At 66.4% G+C, this 16,887-nt stretch carries 18 protein-coding genes; 13 read left to right on the forward strand and 5 right to left on the reverse strand.

What is annotated here, in order from left to right:
- Positions 1 to 8: 8 nt before the first annotated feature.
- From dapC to ACY3GB_RS13020, 10 genes are all read left to right on the forward strand, one after another.
- Positions 9 to 1,214, forward strand: coding sequence for a succinyldiaminopimelate transaminase (dapC, locus tag ACY3GB_RS12975; RefSeq protein WP_463089104.1), 1,206 nt, complete (start codon positions 9 to 11; stop codon positions 1,212 to 1,214).
- 67 nt (positions 1,215 to 1,281) lie between these two features.
- Positions 1,282 to 2,103, forward strand: a complete 822-nt coding sequence (dapD, locus tag ACY3GB_RS12980; protein WP_231155062.1) for a 2,3,4,5-tetrahydropyridine-2,6-dicarboxylate N-succinyltransferase — start codon at positions 1,282 to 1,284, stop codon at positions 2,101 to 2,103.
- A 317-nt stretch (positions 2,104 to 2,420) separates the two neighbouring features.
- Positions 2,421 to 3,239 carry an ABC transporter ATP-binding protein gene (locus ACY3GB_RS12985; protein WP_463089105.1) on the forward strand — a complete coding sequence of 273 codons (819 nt, stop codon included), beginning with the start codon at positions 2,421 to 2,423 and terminating at the stop codon, positions 3,237 to 3,239.
- A complete protein-coding gene (mlaE, locus tag ACY3GB_RS12990) occupies positions 3,232 to 4,017 on the forward strand; it encodes a lipid asymmetry maintenance ABC transporter permease subunit MlaE (RefSeq protein ID WP_463089106.1) in 786 nt (261 codons plus the stop codon). The genes ACY3GB_RS12985 and mlaE overlap by 8 nt, the downstream gene beginning before the upstream one ends.
- An 11-nt stretch (positions 4,018 to 4,028) precedes the next feature.
- The gene (gene mlaD, locus ACY3GB_RS12995; protein ID WP_021475582.1) at positions 4,029 to 4,496 is read left to right on the forward strand and encodes an outer membrane lipid asymmetry maintenance protein MlaD; all 468 of its coding nucleotides are present in this window, start codon (positions 4,029 to 4,031) and stop codon (positions 4,494 to 4,496) included.
- A 71-nt stretch (positions 4,497 to 4,567) separates the two neighbouring features.
- Positions 4,568 to 5,200 (forward strand): MlaC/ttg2D family ABC transporter substrate-binding protein, encoded by a 633-nt coding sequence (locus ACY3GB_RS13000; RefSeq protein ID WP_463089107.1) that lies wholly within the window; start codon positions 4,568 to 4,570, stop codon positions 5,198 to 5,200.
- Positions 5,200 to 5,487 carry an STAS domain-containing protein gene (locus ACY3GB_RS13005; RefSeq protein ID WP_463089108.1) on the forward strand — a complete coding sequence of 96 codons (288 nt, stop codon included), beginning with the start codon at positions 5,200 to 5,202 and terminating at the stop codon, positions 5,485 to 5,487. The genes ACY3GB_RS13000 and ACY3GB_RS13005 overlap by 1 nt, the downstream gene beginning before the upstream one ends.
- Positions 5,488 to 5,489: 2 nt before the next feature.
- Complete coding sequence (locus ACY3GB_RS13010; protein WP_463089109.1) at positions 5,490 to 6,293, forward strand: MlaA family lipoprotein; 804 nt, start codon at positions 5,490 to 5,492, stop codon at positions 6,291 to 6,293.
- A gap of 74 nt (positions 6,294 to 6,367) precedes the next feature.
- Positions 6,368 to 6,706 carry a zinc ribbon domain-containing protein YjdM gene (locus tag ACY3GB_RS13015; protein ID WP_463089110.1) on the forward strand — a complete coding sequence of 113 codons (339 nt, stop codon included), beginning with the start codon at positions 6,368 to 6,370 and terminating at the stop codon, positions 6,704 to 6,706.
- A gap of 124 nt (positions 6,707 to 6,830) precedes the next feature.
- Positions 6,831 to 7,007 (forward strand): hypothetical protein, encoded by a 177-nt coding sequence (locus ACY3GB_RS13020; RefSeq protein ID WP_463089111.1) that lies wholly within the window; start codon positions 6,831 to 6,833, stop codon positions 7,005 to 7,007.
- On the opposite strand, the gene murA is transcribed toward ACY3GB_RS13020, so the two are convergent.
- The 5 genes from murA to ACY3GB_RS13045 all read right to left on the reverse strand — a co-directional run bounded on the left by murA (position 7,000) and on the right by ACY3GB_RS13045 (position 10,923).
- A complete protein-coding gene (murA, locus tag ACY3GB_RS13025; RefSeq protein ID WP_463089112.1) occupies positions 7,000 to 8,253 on the reverse strand; it encodes a UDP-N-acetylglucosamine 1-carboxyvinyltransferase in 1,254 nt (417 codons plus the stop codon). The genes ACY3GB_RS13020 and murA overlap by 8 nt on opposite strands.
- Before the next feature lie 10 nt (positions 8,254 to 8,263).
- Positions 8,264 to 8,509 carry a BolA family protein gene (locus tag ACY3GB_RS13030; RefSeq protein WP_046157954.1) on the reverse strand — a complete coding sequence of 82 codons (246 nt, stop codon included), beginning with the start codon at positions 8,507 to 8,509 and terminating at the stop codon, positions 8,264 to 8,266.
- 27 nt (positions 8,510 to 8,536) lie between these two features.
- Positions 8,537 to 9,292 carry an ABC transporter permease gene (locus tag ACY3GB_RS13035; protein ID WP_463089113.1) on the reverse strand — a complete coding sequence of 252 codons (756 nt, stop codon included), beginning with the start codon at positions 9,290 to 9,292 and terminating at the stop codon, positions 8,537 to 8,539.
- Complete coding sequence (locus tag ACY3GB_RS13040) at positions 9,289 to 10,191, reverse strand: ABC transporter ATP-binding protein (RefSeq protein WP_463089114.1); 903 nt, start codon at positions 10,189 to 10,191, stop codon at positions 9,289 to 9,291. Before ACY3GB_RS13040 ends, ACY3GB_RS13035 begins: the two co-directional genes overlap by 4 nt.
- 84 nt (positions 10,192 to 10,275) lie before the next feature.
- On the reverse strand, positions 10,276 to 10,923 hold the full coding sequence (locus tag ACY3GB_RS13045; protein WP_046157952.1) for a TetR family transcriptional regulator: 648 nt from the start codon (positions 10,921 to 10,923) through the stop codon (positions 10,276 to 10,278).
- A 219-nt stretch (positions 10,924 to 11,142) separates the two neighbouring features.
- Between ACY3GB_RS13045 and ACY3GB_RS13050 the strand changes: the two genes are divergently transcribed.
- Genes ACY3GB_RS13050 through ACY3GB_RS13060 form a run of 3 tightly spaced genes read left to right on the forward strand, consistent with a single transcriptional unit; the run spans position 11,143 to position 16,886 of the window.
- Positions 11,143 to 12,330, forward strand: a complete 1,188-nt coding sequence (locus ACY3GB_RS13050; protein ID WP_463089115.1) for an efflux RND transporter periplasmic adaptor subunit — start codon at positions 11,143 to 11,145, stop codon at positions 12,328 to 12,330.
- 19 nt (positions 12,331 to 12,349) lie between these two features.
- Positions 12,350 to 15,493 carry an efflux RND transporter permease subunit gene (locus ACY3GB_RS13055; protein WP_463089116.1) on the forward strand — a complete coding sequence of 1,048 codons (3,144 nt, stop codon included), beginning with the start codon at positions 12,350 to 12,352 and terminating at the stop codon, positions 15,491 to 15,493.
- Complete coding sequence (locus ACY3GB_RS13060; RefSeq protein ID WP_463089117.1) at positions 15,486 to 16,886, forward strand: efflux transporter outer membrane subunit; 1,401 nt, start codon at positions 15,486 to 15,488, stop codon at positions 16,884 to 16,886. Before ACY3GB_RS13055 ends, ACY3GB_RS13060 begins: the two co-directional genes overlap by 8 nt.
- Position 16,887: the final 1 nt, after the last annotated feature.

Genomic DNA, 16,887 nt, shown 5'->3' on the forward strand with positions numbered 1-16,887 from the left:
ACGCCGCGTTGAATCCCCGCCTGAACCAATTGCACCCCTACCCGTTCCAGCGCCTGGCGGCGCTGCTGGCCGATGCCCGGCCGCCCGAGGCGCTGCCGCACATCAGCCTGGCGATGGGCGAGCCCAAGCATCCCGCGCCGCAGTTGGTGAAGGACGCGCTGTGCGCGAATCTCGCCGGCCTGTCCGGCTACCCCGCGACGCAAGGCACGCCGGCGCTGCGTCAGGCCTGCGCCGATTGGGCCGAGCGCCGCTACGGCGTGAAGCTGGACCCGGCGAGCGAGGTGCTGCCGGTCAACGGCAGCCGCGAGGCGCTGTTCTCGCTGACCCAGTGCCTGATCGACGCCGGCGGCGCGGCCAAACCGGTGGTGGTGTCTCCCAATCCCTTTTACCAGATTTACGAGGGCGCGGCACTGCTGGCCGGCGCCGAGCCCCATTACCTGAACTGCGAGGCGGAGAACCGCTTCCAGCCGGACTGGGACGGCGTGCCGGATGACGTGTGGCGGCGCGCCCAACTGGTGATCGTCTGCAGCCCCGGCAATCCCACCGGCGCGGTGATGGACCTGGCCGCCTGGGACAAGCTGTTCGCGCTGTCGGACCGCTACGGCTTCGTCATCGCCAGCGACGAATGCTATTCCGAAATCTATTTCGACCAGCCGCCGTTGGGCGGCCTGTCCGCCGCGCGCGCGCTCGGCCGCGGCCTCGAGCGCCTGGTGATGCTGACCAGCCTGTCCAAGCGCTCCAACGTACCCGGCATGCGCTCCGGCTTCGTCGCCGGCGACGCGGCGGTGCTCAAGCAGTTTCTGCTGTACCGCACCTATCACGGCAGCGCGATGAGCCTGACCGTGCAGGCGGCAAGCGTCGCCGCCTGGAACGACGAGGCGCACGTCGAGTCCAACCGGGCCGCCTACGCCGCCAAGTTCGCCGCGGTGCTGCCGCTGCTGCAGCCGGTTCTCGAGGTGGAGAGGCCGGAAGCCGGCTTCTACCTGTGGGCGAAGGTGCCGGACGGCGACGACGCGGCTTTCGCCCGCGCGCTGTTCCAGCAGCGGCACGTGACGGTGCTGCCGGGCAGCTATCTGGCCCGCGACGCCCACGGCGCCAACCCCGGCCGCGGCTATGTGCGCATCGCCTTGGTGGCCGAGCAGCAGGAATGCGTGGCCGCCGCGCAAAGGATTGTAGAATTCACCCAGACCCAGCGCGCCGCGACGCCGGCGTGACGCCCCGCCACAGGACCCAGAATCACAGATGACGACTTCGATTCACATTGCCAAAGGACTGAACCAGATGCATCCGATCCAAAGCCTGATCGAACAGGCATTCGAAAACCGCGCCGAGATCACCCCCGCCACCGTGTCGCCGGAACTGAAGGCCGCGATTGAGCAGGTCGTGACGGAACTGGACAACGGCCATCTGCGCGTCGCCGAGAAGCAAGGCGGCGACTGGGTGGTGAACCAGTGGGTGAAGAAGGCGGTGCTGCTGTCCTTCCGCATCCGCGACAACGCGGTGCAAGACGACGGCGTCAACCGCTACTTCGACAAGGTCGACACCAAGTTCTCTGACTGGAGCCAGGCCCGCTTCCAGGAAGCCGGCTTCCGCGTGGTGCCGGGCGCGGTGGCGCGCAAGGGCAGCTTCATCGCCAAGAACACCGTGCTGATGCCGTCCTACGTCAACATCGGCGCCTACGTCGACGAAGGCGCGATGGTGGACACCTGGGCCACCGTCGGCTCCTGCGCCCAGATCGGCAAGAACGTGCACCTGTCCGGCGGCGTCGGCATCGGCGGCGTGCTGGAGCCGCTGCAGGCCAACCCCACCATCATCGAGGACAACTGCTTCATCGGCGCGCGCTCGGAAATCGTCGAGGGCGTAATCGTCGGCGAGGGCTCGGTGATCTCGATGGGCGTCTACATCGGCCAGTCCACCAAGATCTACGACCGCGAAACCGGCGAAGTCATGTACGGCCGCGTGCCGCCGGGCTCGGTGGTGGTGTCCGGCAACCTGCCGTCCAAGGACGGCAGCCACAGCCTGTACTGCGCGGTGATCGTCAAGAAGGTGGACGCGCAAACCCGCAGCAAGACCAGCATCAACGAACTGCTGCGCGGCGTGTGATCCCAATCCAAGACGCCTCCCGGCGTCTTCGCGCCGGCCGCGAACCGTCCCCGGTCGCGGCCGGTGTGCCATTATGGCAACACCCCTGCCTCTGTCGCGATGACATGCGCATCAAATTGCGGCGATTTTGCACACCGTAACATAGCGAGATTTGGCGCAAAGTCGCCGACGCTATAAAATCCAGCTATTCGAGACCGGATAGTACGCTACCATAAACCGCGGCCGGCCTGATTCCCGCCGGTAGCGAAGCAGGTTGAATTTCGCCGTCGCAGCGGGGTCAGATACGGGATCCCTCTTTCAAGCTGTTTGGAATTTTTGTGTCCACAGACCATTTCATCGAATTCAGGAACGTCAGCTTCGCCTACGGCGACCGGCCCATCCTGAAGAACCTTACTCTCAGCGTGCCCCGCGGCAAGCTGGTCGCCATCATGGGCGGCAGCGGCAGCGGCAAGACCACGCTGCTGCGGCTGATCTCCGGCCAGATTCGCCCGCAATCGGGCGAAGTGCTGGTGGACGGCCGCGACATCGCGCGGATGAGCCAGTCCGAGCTGTACCAGCATCGCCGCCGCATGGGCATGCTGTTCCAGTTCGGCGCGCTGTTCACCGATCTGTCGGTCGCCGACAACGTCGCCTTCCCGCTGCGCGAGCACACCAAGCTGCCGGAAAGCATGATCCAGGACCTCGTCACCATGAAGCTGGAGGCGGTGGGCCTGCGCGGCACGCAGAAGCTGATGCCGGCCGAGCTGTCCGGCGGCATGGCGCGCCGCGTCGCGCTGGCGCGCGCGATCGCGCTCGACCCGCAGCTGATGCTGTACGACGAGCCCTTCACCGGCCTGGATCCGATCTCGCTGGGCGTGATCGCGCTGTTGATCAAGAAGCTGAACGACGCGCTGGGCACCACCGCGGTGATGGTCACCCACGACGTGCACCAGTCGCTGGCCATCGTCGACCACGTGCTGTTCGTCGCGAACGGCCAGATCATCGCCCAGGGCACGCCGGACGAAGTCCGCGCGTCCGACTCGCCGTGGGTGAAGCAGTTCATCAACGGCGAGGCCGACGGCCCGGTGCACTACAACTTCCCCGCCGCCACCTCGATGGCGGCGGACCTAGGTCTGCAAGGAGGCGGGCATGCTTGATTTTCTGACCTCGCCGCTGCGCCGCCTGGGCCATACCACCATCAACGCCGTCTGGCGGCTGGGCTTCGCCGCCCGCTTCCTGGCCGCCATCCTGCTCAACAGCGGCCAGAGCCTGCTGCGGCTGCAGATGACGATACGCGAGATCTACTTCGCCGGCGTGATGTCGCTGATCATCATCGTCGTCTCCGGCCTGTTCGTCGGCATGGTGCTGGGCCTGCAGGGCTATACCACTCTGGCCAAATTCGGCTCCGCCGACGCGCTGGGCGCGATGGTGGCGCTGGCGCTGCTGCGCGAGCTGGGCCCGGTGCTGGCCGCGCTGCTGTTCGCCAGCCGCGCCGGCAGCGCGATGACCGCCGAAATCGGCCTGATGAAGACCACCGAGCAACTGGACGCGATGAGCGTGATGGCGGTCAATCCGATGGCCCGCGTGGTCGCCCCGCGCTTCTGGGCCGGCGTGATCTCCATGCCCATCCTGGCCGCGCTGTTCAACGTGGTCGGCATCTTCGGCGGCTACCTGGTAGGCGTGGTGATGATAGGCCTGGACGCCGGCACCTTCTGGTCGCAGATGCAGGGCAATGTGGACCTGCACTACGACGTGATCAACGGCATCATCAAGAGCCTGGTGTTCGGCATCGCCGTGACGCTGATCGCCGTGTTCGAAGGCTACGACGCCACCCCGACCGCCGCCGGCGTGTCGGCCGCCACCACCCGCACCGTGGTCACCTCGGCGCTGGTGATCCTGGCCCTGGATTTCGTGCTGACCGCCTTCATGTTCTAGGAATAAAACGAATGAAACGCTCTACCATTGATTTATGGGTCGGCATCTTTGTCGCCCTCGGCATCGCCGCCGTCGTCTTCCTGTCGCTGAAAGTGGCCAATCTGACGCCGCAGAGCGCGTCGCAAACCTATGTCGTCTACGCCGACTTCGACAACGTCGGCGGCCTGAAGGTGAAGGCACCGGTCAAGGAAGCCGGCGTGCTGGTGGGCCGCGTGTCCGACATCCGCCTGGACCCGAAGACCTACCGCGCCCGCGTCGCGCTGAACATCGACAAGACCTACCAGCTCAGCGACGACGTCAGCGCCTCCATCCTCACCTCCGGCCTGCTTGGCGAGCAATACATCGGCCTGCAGCAAGGCGGTTCGGAAACCAATCTGGCGCCCGGCGGCACCATCACCATCACCTCGTCGGCGCTGGTGCTGGAACAGTTGATCGGTAAGTTCATGACCGGATTTACCGGCAAAGACGCAAGTAAATAGCGTCGCAAGCGGGGCCAACCCTCCTCGCGGCACCGCGTGCCGCCCGACTCGTGAAAAATGGAATGTCGCAAATGAAGAAACTGCTTACCCTGTTCTGCCTGATGCTGGGCCTGTCCTCCACCCAGGTTCTGGCCGCCGCCGACAACCCGGTCGACCTGATCAAGGACGGCTCGCGCCAAGTGCTGGACATCCTGAAACAGGACAACGGCAAGAACACCAAGCAAGTGCGCCAGCAGGCCGAGGCCGTCGCCGTGCCGCTGTTCGACTTCCCGCGCATGACCGCGCTGGCGGTCGGCCTGGGCTGGCGCCAGGCGTCGCCGGAACAGCGCAATGAGCTGACCCAGCAGTTCCAGACCCTGCTGGTGCGCACCTATTCCACCACCATGACCCGCTTCAAGACCGCCCAGGTCAGCGTGCAGCCCAACCCGGTGGCCGGTGCCAACGGCAAGGACGTCACCGTGAAGTCCAGCGTCACCCTGCCGGGCAACGCCAATCCGGTGGCCGTCGACTACGTGCTGAACAAGGGCGACAAGGGCTGGAAGATCTACAACGTCAGCGTGGAAGGCGCCAGCCTGGTGACCGTGTACCGCAACAGCTTCAACGAAGAAATCCGCAAGAACGGCGTGGATGGCCTGATCAAGCTGCTGCAGGACAAGAACGCCGGCCCGGCATCCGCCGCCGCGCCCGCCAAGGGCAAGGGCTGATGCTGAACGCCACCGCACCCGGCGCGGCCAGCCTGTCCGGCCGCATCGACATGGCCAGCTGCGCCGGCTTGGCGCGGCCGCTGGCCCAGCTGGCGGCCCAGGGGCCGCTGCGGCTGGACCTGTCCGGCGTGGAAAGCGCCGACTCCGCCGCGCTGGCGCTGCTGCTGTCGGCGCGGCGCGCCGCCGCCGCCGCCGGCCACCCGCTGACGCTGTCCGGCATCCCCGCCGGCCTCGCCACGCTGGCCGGCCTGTACAATCTCGAACCTTTGCTTCGCGCTGGAGACTGACCATGCGCCCCGCTAAACTCCTGGCCGCCGCCAGCCTGCTGGCTCTGGCCGGCTGCGCCAGCCACCCCGCCACCGCCTACGACCCGTACGAGCCGTACAACCGCGCGATGTTCACGGTCAACGACAAGGCCGACCAATGGGTGATCAAGCAGGTGGCCCAGGGCTACCAGGCCGTGGTGCCCTCGCCCATTCGCACCGGGGTGGGCAACTTCTTCGACAACCTGAAGGATGTATACAGCTTCGCCTTCAACATCCTGCGCGCCGAGCCGGAAAAAGCCGCCAACGACTTCATGCGCGTGGCGATGAACACCGGCTTCGGCCTGTTCGGCCTGATCGACATCGCCGACCAGGCGGGGCTGAAGAACAACAAGACCTCGCTGGGCGATGTGATGTCAGCCTGGGGCTGGAAGAACAGCAGCTACTTCGTGCTGCCCTTCTTCGGCCCGTCGACGGTGCGCGACAGCACCGGCCTCGCCACCTCGCTGGTCGGACCCGGCCCGGAAAAGCTGGTCTACCACAACACCAACGAGGCCATCGCCTTCTATAGCGTCTATGGCGTCAATACCCGCGCCAAGTTGCTGGGCGCCGATAATCTGCTGGACACCGCGGCAGTGGACCGCTACAGCTATACCCGTGACCTCTACATGCAGTACCGCGCCAAACAGCTGGGCCAGCCGGACCCGACCCAGCCGGTGGACAACTTCAATCTGGACGACCTGGTGAGCGGCGGCGACAGCTCCGCCCCGGCGGCAGAACGCAAAGCCGCGCCGGTGGAAGCTTCCGCGCCCGCGGCGGCCGCGCAATAAGCGCGCGCCGGGTCCCACGCCGCTGCCGTCCCCCGGATGGCAGCGTTTTTCTTTTTCAAAACACAGGAACCACCATGAGCCAATTGCCCGCCTGTCCGCAATGCGGATCGGAATACACCTACCAGGACGGCGCGCTGTTCGTCTGCCCGGAGTGCGCGCATGAATGGAGCGACCAGCCGGCCGCCGCGGCCGAGGACATCCGCGTGGTGCGCGACGCCGTCGGCAACGTGCTGCAGGACGGCGACAGCGTCACCGTGATCAAGGACCTGAAGGTCAAGGGCTCGTCGCTGGTGGTCAAGGTCGGCACCAAGGTGAAGAACATCCGCCTGGTGGAAGGCGACCACGACATCGATTGCAAGATAGACGGCATCGGCGCGATGGGCCTGAAGTCGGAATTCGTCAAGAAAGCCTGATCCGCGCGGCGGATACCGGCGATCGACGAAGGCGGCCCCCGGGCCGCCTTTTTTCATCCGTCGATACGCATCGCCACTCCCTCGCCAAGCGCCGGCATTAGCGATCCAAGGCTAAGCGCTGCCCTTGGCCAAGATCAAGACCAGCCGCCTGGACGGCCTGCGCAAGGTCAGCCGCGCGCCGGAGCGGGGGGCGCTGGGCGAGTCGCCTCTCCAGCGGCGGCAACGCCGGCTCCGGGCAAAAAAACGCCGCGTCCCGAAGGCTCGCGGCGTTTTTGTCATCAAGAGACTGGCGCTCAGCTGACGCGCTCGATCAGCGCGCCGACGGCACCCAGTTTCTTCTCGATGTACTCGTAGCCGCGGTCCAGGTGGTAGATGCGGTCGACGATGGTCTCGCCCTCGGCCACCAGGCCGGCGATCACCAGGCTGGCGGACGCGCGCAGGTCGGTGGCCATCACGGTGGCGCCGGACAGTTTTTCCACGCCCTTGACGATGGCGGTGTTGCCTTCCACTTCAATGTTGGCGCCCATGCGGTTCAGTTCCGGCACGTGCATGAAGCGGTTTTCGAAGATGGTCTCGGTCACCACGCCGGCGCCCTCGGCCACGCAGTTCAGCGTCATCAGCTGGGCCTGCATGTCGGTGGGGAAGGCCGGGTACGGCAAGGTGCGGAAGTTGACGGCTTTCGGGCGCTGCTTCATGTCCAGCGAGATCCAGTCGTCGCCGCACTCGATCAGCGCGCCGGTTTCGCGCAGCTTGTCCAGCACCGCTTCCATGCTCTTGGGCGCGGCGTTGCGCAACACCACGTGGCCGCGGGTCATCGCGCCGGCCACCAGGAAGGTGCCGGCCTCGATGCGGTCCGGCATCACCGCGTACTCGGCGCCGTGCAGCTTGTCCACGCCCTCGACCACCAGGCGGTCGCTGCCGATGCCGCTGATCTTGGCGCCCATCGCCACCAGGCAGTTGGCCAGATCGGTCACTTCCGGCTCGCGGGCGGCGTTTTCCAGGATGGTGGTGCCTTCGGCCAGAGTGGCTGCCATCAGCAGGTTCTCGGTGCCGCCCACGGTCACCATGTCCATCACGATGCGGGCGCCGCGCAGGCGCTTGGCACGCGCCTTGACGTAGCCGTGTTCGATCGACACTTCCGCGCCCATCGCCACCAGGCCCTTGATGTGCTGGTCCACAGGGCGGCTGCCGATGGCGCAGCCGCCGGGCAGGGACACGGTGGCTTCGCCGAAGCGCGCCAGCGTCGGGCCCAGCACCAGGATCGACGCGCGCATGGTCTTCACCAGGTCGTACGGCGCCACCAGGCTGTCCAGTTGCGAAGCGGTGATCTCCACCTCGTGCACATTGTCGGTCATCACCCGCACGCCCATGCCCTGCAGCAGCTTCTGGGTGGTGGCGATGTCGCGCAGCATCGGCACGTTGGTGAAGCGCATGGTGTCGCCGGTCAACAGGCCGGCGCACAGGATGGGCAGCGCGGCGTTCTTGGCGCCGGAGACGCGGATCTCGCCGTTCAGCGGGCCGTTGCCGATGATTTTCAGTTTATCCATGGTATTGCTTTCAGGCTTGCTGTTTGGCCCACTCGTCCGGCGTGGCCGCCTTGACGATGGAGAGCGCGTGGATTTCGTTGCTGGCCAGGCGGCTGGCGATCACTTCCTTCACCATGCGGTGGCGATCGATCAGGCGCTTGCCCTCGAAGGCGGCTGATACCACGGTGGCGTAAAAGTGGTGGCCGTCGCCCTCCACTTTCAGGAAAGCGCAGTCGAGGCCGGCCTCGATGTATTGTTTGACTTGCTCAGGGGTCATCTTGATTGTCCGAATGGCGAATAGGGTTCAGTGGCGCAGCTTGTAGCCGGAGCGGATCATGCCCAGCGCCAGCGCGCACAGCAGCGCGAAGCTGCCGGCCGCCACGCCGGCCGACAGCCAGGGGCTGACGTCGGCCTGGCCGAAGAAACCGTAGCGGAAGCCGTCGATCATGTAGAACACCGGATTGGCGTGCGACACGGCGTACCAGAACGGCGGCAGGCTGTGGATGGAATAGAACACGCCCGACAGGAAAGTCAGCGGCATGATCAAAAAGTTCTGGAAGGCGGCCAGTTGGTCGAATTTCTCCGCCCAGATGCCGGCGATCACGCCCAGCGCGCCCAGCACGCCGCAGCCGAGCACCGCGAAGACCAGCGCCCACAGCGGCTGGGCCGGCAGCGGCAGGCCGAACCAGGCGGTGACGGCGAGCACGCCGGTGCCCACCGCCAGGCCGCGCACGATGGAGGCCAGCAGGTAGGCGAAGAAAAACTCGGCCGCGGTCAGCGGCGGCAGCAGCAGGAACACGATGTTGCCGGTGATCTTGGACTGGATCAGGCTGGACGAGCTGTTGGCGAAGGCGTTCTGCGCCATCGACATCATCGCCAGACCCGGGATCAGGAAGGCGGTGTAGCCGACGCCGGGATAGGCCTCGACATGCTTGGACAGCACGTGGGCGAAGATCAGCTGGTACATCAGCGCGGTCAGCACCGGGGCCGCCACGGTCTGGAACGCCACTTTCCAGAAGCGCACCAGCTCCTTCTTGAACAGGGTGAAGAAGCCGGTCATGCCGCGCCTCCATTCATCATCTTGACGAACACGCTTTCCAGATCCGCCTCCACCACGTTCAGTTCGCGCACTTCCACGCCGGCCAAGCGCAGCTCGGCGAGCACGCCCTCCAGCTCGGACAGGTCGGCCAGCTGCAGCACCGCGCGGCCGTCGTCGTCGCGCAGCTTGCGCGGCGCGAGGCTAGACGGCAGCGGGCCGGACAGCTTGACCGCCACTTCGCGGCGCGCGCTGTGGGCCAGCAGCTTGTCCTTGCTCTCCAGCGCCAGCAGCCTGCCCTTTTTCAGCATGGCGATGCGGCCGCACAGGGCCTCGGCCTCTTCCAGATAATGGGTGGTCAGCACGATGGTGGTGCCGGCGCGGTTCAGCTCCTGGACGAAGGTCCACAGGCTCTGGCGCAACTCGACGTCGACGCCGGCGGTGGGCTCGTCCAGCACCACCACGGGCGGGCGGTGCACCAGCGCCTGCGCCACCATCACCCGGCGCTTCATGCCGCCGGACAGCGCGCGCATATTGCTGTCGGCCTTGTCGGCCAGGCCCAGCTTGAACAGCAGCTCGTCGATCCAGGCCTCGTTGCGGGCCAGGCCGAAGTAGCCGGACTGGAAGCGCAGCGTCTCGCGCACCGACAGGAAGGGGTCGAACACCAGCTCCTGCGGCACCACGCCGAGCGCGCGCCGCGCGTCGCGGAAGTCGCGCATCACGTCGCGGCCCATCACCCGGATGCTGCCGCTGTCGGGGCGGGCCAGGCCGGCCAGCGCCGAGATCAGCGTGGTCTTGCCGGCGCCGTTGGGGCCGAGCAGCGCGAAGAATTCGCCGGGCTCGACGGCGAAGCTCACCCGGTCCAGCGCCTGCAGCTGGCCGTAGCGCTTGCTGACGGCCTCGATTTCGATTGCGTGGGACATGAAAACCATGGGGCCACCAAGGCGATGCCGTCCGGATGAACGCGCGCTAGTGGCTTGAGAAAAAAGCGCAATTATAGCGCCGGCTCAGCCGCAAGTGGTAAGTTGTTCCATCACCGGCGGCAGGAAAATGCCGCGGTACAAATACTGCAACAGCCGGCTGGCGGCCAGGGTGGCGTCCGGACACGGCGTCTCCACCAGCAGCCGGTTCATCAGGCCGTCGTGCAGCGACTGCAGCGCCACCGCCACCTCGTCCGGATCGACGCAATCGTAGGTCTGCCCCCGCTCCTTGGCGGCCCGCACCACCTGGCTCAGCATCCCGCGCGCCTCGTGCATGTGGGCGACGCATTCCTCGTGGATCGGCGCCAATTCGCCGACGTGCTCGCTACGCATGAACAGGATCAGCAGGATGCGCCTCACCTGTGGATTATGCTCGATCAGCGCCAGCAGGCGGTGGCTGTGCTGCCACAGCGCCTGGGCCGGATCAGTGTTGGCGACAAGCAACAATTGCTCGCGCATGTCGTCGAACGACGGCGACACCCGGTCCAGCATCGCGCGGTACAGATCCAATTTGTTCTGGAAGTGCCAGTACACCGCGCCGCGGGTCAAGCCGGCGGCGGTGGCGATTTCCGCCAGCGTGGTGCGCGACACGCCCTGCTCGCTGAACAGCTGTTCGGCGGCGTCCAGCAGCAGCTGGCGGGTCTGTTCCGCTTCCTCACGTGTTTTCCGTGCCATTCCTGATTCTTTACGCTAGTACTAATTAATGAATTTTAACGCCTATCCCTAGCCGATATCGCAAAGCTGTTACATGACTCGACATTTCTTCATTTTACATACAGACGCGTATGTATGTAAAATGCGCAGACTCGGGGATATGACACCTCAGACCATTCCCCCAATAACAAAACAATTCTTCATTACCTTTCCGGATTCTGCTTTCGAGGACTCGTAACCATGCAAGCAAGTGCAGTTTTCCCGCGCGCCGCGCGCGGGCTGATGCTGGGCGTAGTGGCCGCCAGCCTGGCGGCCTGCGGCCAGAAACCCGACGCCCATGCCGGCGGCGCGATGCCGCCGGTGCCGGTGGCCGTGATCAAGGTGCAGCCGGCCGACGTGCCGGTGTCGTACGAATTCGTCGGCCAGGCGGCCGGCTCGCGCGAAGTGGAAGTGCGCGCCCGCGTCGGCGGCATCCTGCAGAAACGCGCCTACGCCGAAGGCAAGCCGGTGAAGGCCGGCGACCTGCTGTTCCAGATCGACCCCGAGCCGTTCAAGGCGGCGCTGGACCAGGCCAAGGCGAATTTGCAGGTGCAGCAGGCGCAGCTGGCCCGCACCAAGCAGGACTACGAGCGCATCATGCCGCTGTTCAAGGAGAACGCGGTCAGCCAGAAGGACCGCGACGACGCCGTGGCCGCCTACAACGCCGCCAAGGCCTCCACCGCCGCCGCGCAGGCGCAGGTGGAACAGGCGCAGATCAATCTGGGCTACACCCGCGTCACCGCGCCGATCTCCGGCATCACCAGCCAGGAGGCCCGCTCCGAGGGCAGCCTGGTGGCCACCAGCGCCGACGCCAGCCTGCTGACCAAGATCTCGCAGCTGGACCCGATCTACGTCAACTTCAGCATGTCCGACGGCGACATGCTGAACCTGCGCAAGATGCAGCACGCCGGCAAGCTGAAGCTGGCCAACGGCGGCGGTTTCGAAGTCCAGCTCAAGCTGCCCGACGGCAGCATGTACGGCAAGTCCGGCCATCTGAACTTCACCGACAGCCTGGTGGACACCACCACCGGCACCATCCGCTCGCGCGCCACCTTCGCCAACCCGCAGGGCGGCATCCTGCCCGGCCAGTTCGTCCGCGTGCAGCTGAACGGCGCGGTGCGCACCGCGGCCATCACCGTGCCCCAGCGCGCGGTGCTGACCACGCAGCAGGGCAAGATGGTGTGGGTGGTCAGCGCCGAGGGCAAGGCCGCGCCGCGACCCATCGTCACCTCGCAGGAAGTGGGCCTCGACGTGCTGGTCGAGCAGGGCCTGAAGGCCGGCGACCAGGTCGTCGTCGACAACATCATCAAGCTGCGTCCGGGCGCCGAGGTCAAGCCTCACCCGTTCCAGGCCGACGCCAGCGCGCCGGCCGCCGCGGCCAAGCAGTAAACCAGGGGGAACCTGATACATGTTTTCCGCTTTTTTCATCCGGCGGCCCATCTTCGCCAGCGTGATCTCCATCGTGATCATGCTGGCGGGCCTGGCCGCCATCAAGGCGCTGCCTATCCAGCAGTACCCTGAAATCGTGCCGCCGGTGGTGAACGTCACCGCCAGCTATCCGGGCGCTTCCGCCGAAGTGATCGCCAACACCGTGGCCGCGCCGCTGGAACAGGCGATCAACGGCGTGGACGACATGCTGTACGTGCAGTCCAACAGCGCCAGCAACGGCACGCTGTCGCTGACCGTGTCGTTCAAGATCGGCACCAACGCCGACCAGGCCACCATCAACGTCAACAACCGCGTGCAATCGGTGCTGTCGCAGCTGCCGGAAGAAGTGCGGCGCCAGGGCGTCAACGTGCGCAAGAAGTCCGCCACCATCTTGCAGGTGGTGTCGCTGTTCTCTCCCGACAACAGCCACGACACGCTGTTCATCAGCAACTACGCGCTGTTGAACGTGGTGGACGAGCTGAAGCGGGTGCAGGGCGTGGGCGACGTGGTGAACTTCGCCGGCCAGGACTACTCGATGCGGATCTGGCTGAAGCCCGACAAGCTGGCGCAGCTGAAGCTGACCCCCAGCGACGTGGCCGCCGCCATCCGCGAGCAGAACTCGCAGTTCGCCGCCGGCAAGCTGGGTGCCGAGCCGACGCCGCAGAAGCTGGACTTCACCTACACCGTGACCACCAAGGGCCGCCTGTCCGAGCCTGAGGAGTTCGAGAACATCATCGTGCGCGCCAATCCGGACGGCTCGGCGGTGAAGCTGAAGGACGTCGCCCGCGTCGAGCTGGGCGCGCTGTCCTACGACTTCCACGGCAAGCACAACGGCAAGGCCACCATCCCGATCGGCATCTTCCTGGCGCCGGGCGCCAACCAGCTGGCCACCGCGCAAGCGGTGGAAACCGAGATGCTGCGCCTGTCCAAGAGCTTCCCGACCGGCCTGTCCTACGGCATCCCGTACGACACCACCAAGTTCGTCGAAGTATCGATCGAGGAGGTGTACAAGACGCTGGGCGAAGCCATGGTGCTGGTGTTCCTGGTGGTGTTCCTGTTCCTGCAGAACTGGCGCGCCACGCTGATCCCGTGCCTGGCGGTGCCGGTGTCCATCGTCGGCGCCTTCGCCGGCATGTACGCCTTCGGCTTCACCATCAACACGCTGACGCTGTTCGGCCTGGTGCTGGCCATCGGCATCGTGGTGGACGACGCCATCGTGGTGCTGGAGAACGTCGAGCGCCTGATGACGCAGGAAGGGCTGTCGCCGCGCGAGGCCAGCCTGAAGGCGATGAAGGAAGTGTCCGGCGCGCTGGTGGCCATCGTGCTGGTGCTGTGCTCGGTGTTCATCCCGGTGGCGTTCCTGGGCGGCATCGCCGGCCAGATGTACAAGCAGTTCGCGATGACCATCGCCGTGTCGGTGGTGATTTCCGGCATCGTGGCGCTGACGCTGACCCCGGCGCTGTGCGCGCTGATCCTGAAGGCCGAACACCAGCACCCGAACCGCTTCTTCACCTGGTTCAACAACTGGTTCGACCGCCTGACCGAGCGCTACGCCGGCGGCGTGGCCTTCATCAACAAGCGCGCGCTGCTGGCGGTGCTGCTGTTCGGCGGCCTGATCGCCGCCTCCGCCGGCCTGTTCCGCATCATCCCGTCCAGCCTGGCGCCAGACGAGGACCAGGGCTATATCCTGGCCGCGGCCTTCCTGCCCGACGGCGCGTCGCTGACCCGTACCGCCGCCACCATGGACAAGCTGGACGCCATGATGGCCAAGAACCCGGCGGTGCAGGACCGGATGACCTTCGCCGGCTTCGACATCCTGTCCGGCGGCAACAAGACCAACGCCGGCGTGTCCTTCATCGTGCTCAAACCCTGGGATGAGCGCAAGTCGCCCGAGCTGTCGGCCCAATCCGTGGTCAAGGACGTGTTCGGCAAGGGCATGATGGGCATCAGCGACGGCATCGTGCTGGCCTTCAACCCGCCGCCGATCTCCGGCATGTCCAACACCGGCGGTTTCGAAGCCTATGTGCAGGACCGCGCCGGCCGCACGCCGGCCGAGCTGGGCGACATCACCAAGAAAATGGTGGCCGCCGCCGCCAAACGCCCGGAACTGAAGGGGGTGCAAACCACCTTCTCCGCCAGCGTGCCGCAAGTCTTCGTGCAGCTGGACCGCGACAAGGCCAAGGCGCTGGGCGTGCCGATCAACAGCGTGTTCGACACCATGCAGAGCACCTTCGGCGCGCTGTACGTGAACGACTTCAACAAGTTCGGCCGCACCTTCCGCGTGCAGCTGCAGTCCGAAGCGCCGTTCCGCACCAAGGTGGACGATCTGCGCAACGTCTACGTGCGCTCGCAGACCGGCCAGATGATCCCGCTGACCGCGCTGGTGAACATCCAGCAAACCACCGGCCCGGAAACGCTGGAACGCTTCAACGTGTTCCCGGCGGCCAAGCTGGTGGGCGGCCCGGCGCCGGGCTACAGCTCCGGCCAGGCGCTGACCGCGCTGGAGGAAGTGGCCAAGGAAACGCTGCCCGAGGGCTATAGCCTGGCCTGGACCGGCTCCGCCTTCCAGGAAAAATCGACCAGCGGCTCTTCCGCCCTGGTGTTCGGCTTCGGCATGATCATGGTGTTCCTGATCCTGGCGGCGCAGTACGAACGCTGGAGCCTGCCGATCTCGGTGCTGATGGCGGTGCCGTTCGCCGTGTTCGGCGCGCTGATGGCCAACTGGCTGCGCGGCCTGGCCAACGACGTGTACTTCCAGGTGGCGTTGGTGACGCTGATCGGCCTGTCGGCCAAGAACGCGATCCTGATCGTCGAGTTCGCGGTGCAGCAGATGGAGGAAGGCATGGACGCGGTGGACGCCGCGATGCAAGCCGCCCGCCTGCGCTTCCGCCCGATCGTGATGACCTCGCTGGCCTTCGTGCTGGGTTGCGTGCCGCTGGCCATCTCCAGCGGCGCCGGCTCCGCCAGCCGCCACTCGATCGGCACCGGCGTGATCGGCGGCATGCTGGCGGCCACCTTCATCGCCACCTTCTTCATTCCGCTGTTCTTCATTCTGATCATGAAGTTCAACAAACAGAACAAGCCTCAGCAAAACGCCGAGGCCGGAGGAAACGCAGATGCTTAAGCGGGCCCTGATTCCCACCTTGCTGGCGCTGGCCGTATCCGCCTGCGCGGTGGGCCCCGACTACAACCGGCCCAAGGTCGAGCTGCCGGAGGCCCAGGCCGGTGCCCAGGCGCCGGCGGTGGACGCCGACTGGTGGAAACGCTTCGACGACCCGGTGCTGAACCAGCTGATAGAGGAAGCGATCAAGAGCAACCTCGACCTGCAAGTCGCCGCCGCCCGCGTCGACCAGGCCGCCGCCCAGGCCGGCATCGCCCGCGCGGCGCTGCTGCCCGCGCTGGGCGCCAACGCCGGCTACCAGAGAAACCGCGCCTCGCAGCAGTTCGCCACCCCGGGCGCTGCCCTGGTCAACGACGCCCGCTCGGCCAATCTGACCGCAGCGTGGGAACTTGACCTGTGGGGCAAGCTGCGCCGCAGCAACGAGGCGGCGCGCGCCAGCTACCAGGCCAGCCGCTACGACCGCGACGCCGCCCAGCTGTCGCTGGCGGCCCAAGTGGCGCAAACCTACTTCCAGATGCGGGCGCTGGACGCCCAGCTGGACATCGCCAAGCGCACGCTGCAAAGCCGCGAGGAATCGCTGAAACTGCAGACCAAGCGCTTTCACGGCGGCCTGATCTCCGAGCTGGACCAGCGCCAGGCCGAGGTGGAGGCCGCGTCGGCCCGCGCCTCGGTGCCGCAGTTCGCCCGCTCGCTGGAACAGACCGAAACCGCGCTCGGCGTGCTGCTGGGCCACAGCCCCAAGCAGCTGGTCGACGGCGGCCTGGTCCGCGGCAAGGACATCAACAGCCTGGCCAGCCCGCCCGAGGTGCCGGCCGACCTGCCGTCCAGCCTGCTGGAGCGCCGGCCCGACGTCGCCTCCAGCGAGCAGCAGCTGATCGCCGCCAACGCCCGCATCGGCGTGGCCAAGGCCGCCTACTTTCCCAGCATCAACCTGACCGGCGCGCTGGGTTCGCAAAGCCTGTCGCTGGACAGCCTGTTCACCGGCCCCACCCGCACCTGGAGCTTCGCCGGCAACCTGGCCGCGCCTATCTTCAACTTCGGCGCCACCGGCTATAACGTGGACGCCGCCACCGCCGGCCAGAAGCAGGCGCTGGCGCAGTACCAGAAGACGGTGCAGTCGGCGTTCAAGGACGCGCTGGACTCGCTGGCCGCCAACGGCGCCGCCCGCGACATCCTGCAGGCGCAAACCACCCAGGCGACGGCGCTGAACCGCACGCTGAAGCTGGCCGGCCTGCGCTACGACAACGGCTACGCCAGCTACCTGGACGTGCTGGACGCGCAGCGCAACAGCTTCCAGGCCGAGCTGAACCTGGTCAACGCCAAGCTGGACAAGCTGAACACCACCATCGGCGTCTACAAGGCGCTGGGCGGGGGGTGGGAAGGGGAGAAGCGGTAAC

It is taken from the genome of Chromobacterium sp. Ag138 (assembly GCF_055181315.1).

What these genes read in the sequence shown, in the direction of transcription:
- dapD (WP_231155062.1), top strand. Translation starts at nt 1,282, where the DNA reads ATGCATCCGATCCAAAGCCTGATCGAACAGGCATTCGAAAACCGCGCC.
- mlaE (WP_463089106.1), top strand. Translation starts at nt 3,232, where the DNA reads ATGCTTGATTTTCTGACCTCGCCGCTGCGCCGCCTGGGCCATACCACC.
- mlaD (WP_021475582.1), top strand. Translation starts at nt 4,029, where the DNA reads ATGAAACGCTCTACCATTGATTTATGGGTCGGCATCTTTGTCGCCCTC.
- ACY3GB_RS13000 (WP_463089107.1), top strand. Translation starts at nt 4,568, where the DNA reads ATGAAGAAACTGCTTACCCTGTTCTGCCTGATGCTGGGCCTGTCCTCC.
- ACY3GB_RS13005 (WP_463089108.1), top strand. Translation starts at nt 5,200, where the DNA reads ATGCTGAACGCCACCGCACCCGGCGCGGCCAGCCTGTCCGGCCGCATC.
- ACY3GB_RS13010 (WP_463089109.1), top strand. Translation starts at nt 5,490, where the DNA reads ATGCGCCCCGCTAAACTCCTGGCCGCCGCCAGCCTGCTGGCTCTGGCC.
- ACY3GB_RS13015 (WP_463089110.1), top strand. Translation starts at nt 6,368, where the DNA reads ATGAGCCAATTGCCCGCCTGTCCGCAATGCGGATCGGAATACACCTAC.
- murA (WP_463089112.1), bottom strand. Translation starts at nt 8,253, where the DNA reads ATGGATAAACTGAAAATCATCGGCAACGGCCCGCTGAACGGCGAGATC.
- ACY3GB_RS13030 (WP_046157954.1), bottom strand. Translation starts at nt 8,509, where the DNA reads ATGACCCCTGAGCAAGTCAAACAATACATCGAGGCCGGCCTCGACTGC.
- ACY3GB_RS13035 (WP_463089113.1), bottom strand. Translation starts at nt 9,292, where the DNA reads ATGACCGGCTTCTTCACCCTGTTCAAGAAGGAGCTGGTGCGCTTCTGG.
- ACY3GB_RS13040 (WP_463089114.1), bottom strand. Translation starts at nt 10,191, where the DNA reads ATGTCCCACGCAATCGAAATCGAGGCCGTCAGCAAGCGCTACGGCCAG.
- ACY3GB_RS13045 (WP_046157952.1), bottom strand. Translation starts at nt 10,923, where the DNA reads ATGGCACGGAAAACACGTGAGGAAGCGGAACAGACCCGCCAGCTGCTG.
- ACY3GB_RS13050 (WP_463089115.1), top strand. Translation starts at nt 11,143, where the DNA reads ATGCAAGCAAGTGCAGTTTTCCCGCGCGCCGCGCGCGGGCTGATGCTG.
- ACY3GB_RS13055 (WP_463089116.1), top strand. Translation starts at nt 12,350, where the DNA reads ATGTTTTCCGCTTTTTTCATCCGGCGGCCCATCTTCGCCAGCGTGATC.
- ACY3GB_RS13060 (WP_463089117.1), top strand. Translation starts at nt 15,486, where the DNA reads ATGCTTAAGCGGGCCCTGATTCCCACCTTGCTGGCGCTGGCCGTATCC.